The 1,266-nt window shown below is 40.4% G+C and carries 1 protein-coding gene; it reads left to right on the forward strand.

The features are described from left to right. The first annotated feature begins 77 nt into the window (after nt 1-77). A protein-coding gene (locus ACSSVW_RS20300) for an IS3 family transposase (RefSeq protein ID WP_152554844.1) occupies nt 78-1,258 on the forward strand; the annotation gives its coding sequence in 2 pieces (ribosomal slippage) (nt 78-336 and nt 336-1,258; 1,182 coding nt in all). The last annotated feature ends 8 nt before the right edge of the window (nt 1,259-1,266 follow it).

The following is a 1,266-nucleotide window of genomic DNA, read 5'->3' on the forward strand; positions in this document are numbered from 1 at the left end:
TATAGTGGCATAGTTAATTTGGCCACCCATTAAGAAAGAAATGTTATGCTAATAAGCATACAAATTTGGGTGAAAAAATGACGAAATTAAAACGCGCAACGTATTCTGCAGCAATAAAATTAGAGACAGCTCAGCTTGTAGTTGATCAAGGCTATACGCAAGAAGATGCAGCTAAGGTTATGGGGGTTGGTAAATCAACTGTAAGTAAGTGGGTAACTCAATTAAAGCAAGAACGGAATGGCCAGACTCCCACTGCATCACCAATGACACCCGAACAAATTGAAATTCGTGAGCTTAAAAAACAAATCCAACGCATTGAATTAGAAAAGGATATATTAAAAAAGGCTACCGCTCTCTTGATGTCCGACTCCCTGAACAATTCTCGTTAATTGAAAAGTTAAATCAAAGAGAGCGTTACCCAATTAGCGTGTTGTGTAGCGTATTTAATGTGCATCGCAGCAGCTATAAATATTGGGCCATACGGGATACAACGCCGACACCAGAGCAAATAAGGCTAGAAGCTGAAGTCAAAGCCATACATGCAATGAGCGGTGGTTCAGCTGGAGCGCGAACGATCGCGGCAATCGCAACGAATAACGATTTTGAATTAAGCCGTTATCGCGCCGCTAAGCTAATGGTTAAACTAAAACTAGAGAGCTGCCAAGTACCACAGCATCAATATAAAAGGGGTGGTAATGAGCATCTTGAAATCCCAAACCTGCTCGATAGACAGTTTGATGTTGTTGAGCCAGATACCGTATGGTGCGGTGATGTGACGTATATTTGGACAGGCAATCGTTGGGCCTATTTAGCCGTCGTTATTGATTTATTTGCACGCAAAGTAGTTGGTTGGGCGATGTCATTGTCACCAGATACTAATTTAACATTAAAAGCGCTTGAACTCGCGTATGAAAGCAGAGGGAAACCGTCAGGACTGATGTTTCATTCAGACCAAGGTAGTCATTATACAAGTTTGAAATATCGCCAACGTTTATGGCGCTATAAAATCAAACAAAGTATGAGTAGGCGCGGAAACTGTTGGGATAATGCGCCAATGGAACGATTTTTTAGAAGCTTTAAGACGGAATGGATGCCAAAAGTTGGATATGAAAACTTTAGAGACGCTAAATATAGTGTGAGTGATTATATAAACGGATATTACAATAATGTTAGACCACATCATTATAATGCTGGTTTAGCGCCGAATGAATCTGAGGTTAGATATCAAGATTCTAAAACTGTGGCCAAAATTAGTTGACCACTACA

Source organism: Pseudoalteromonas sp. MBR-15, from assembly GCF_053628915.1.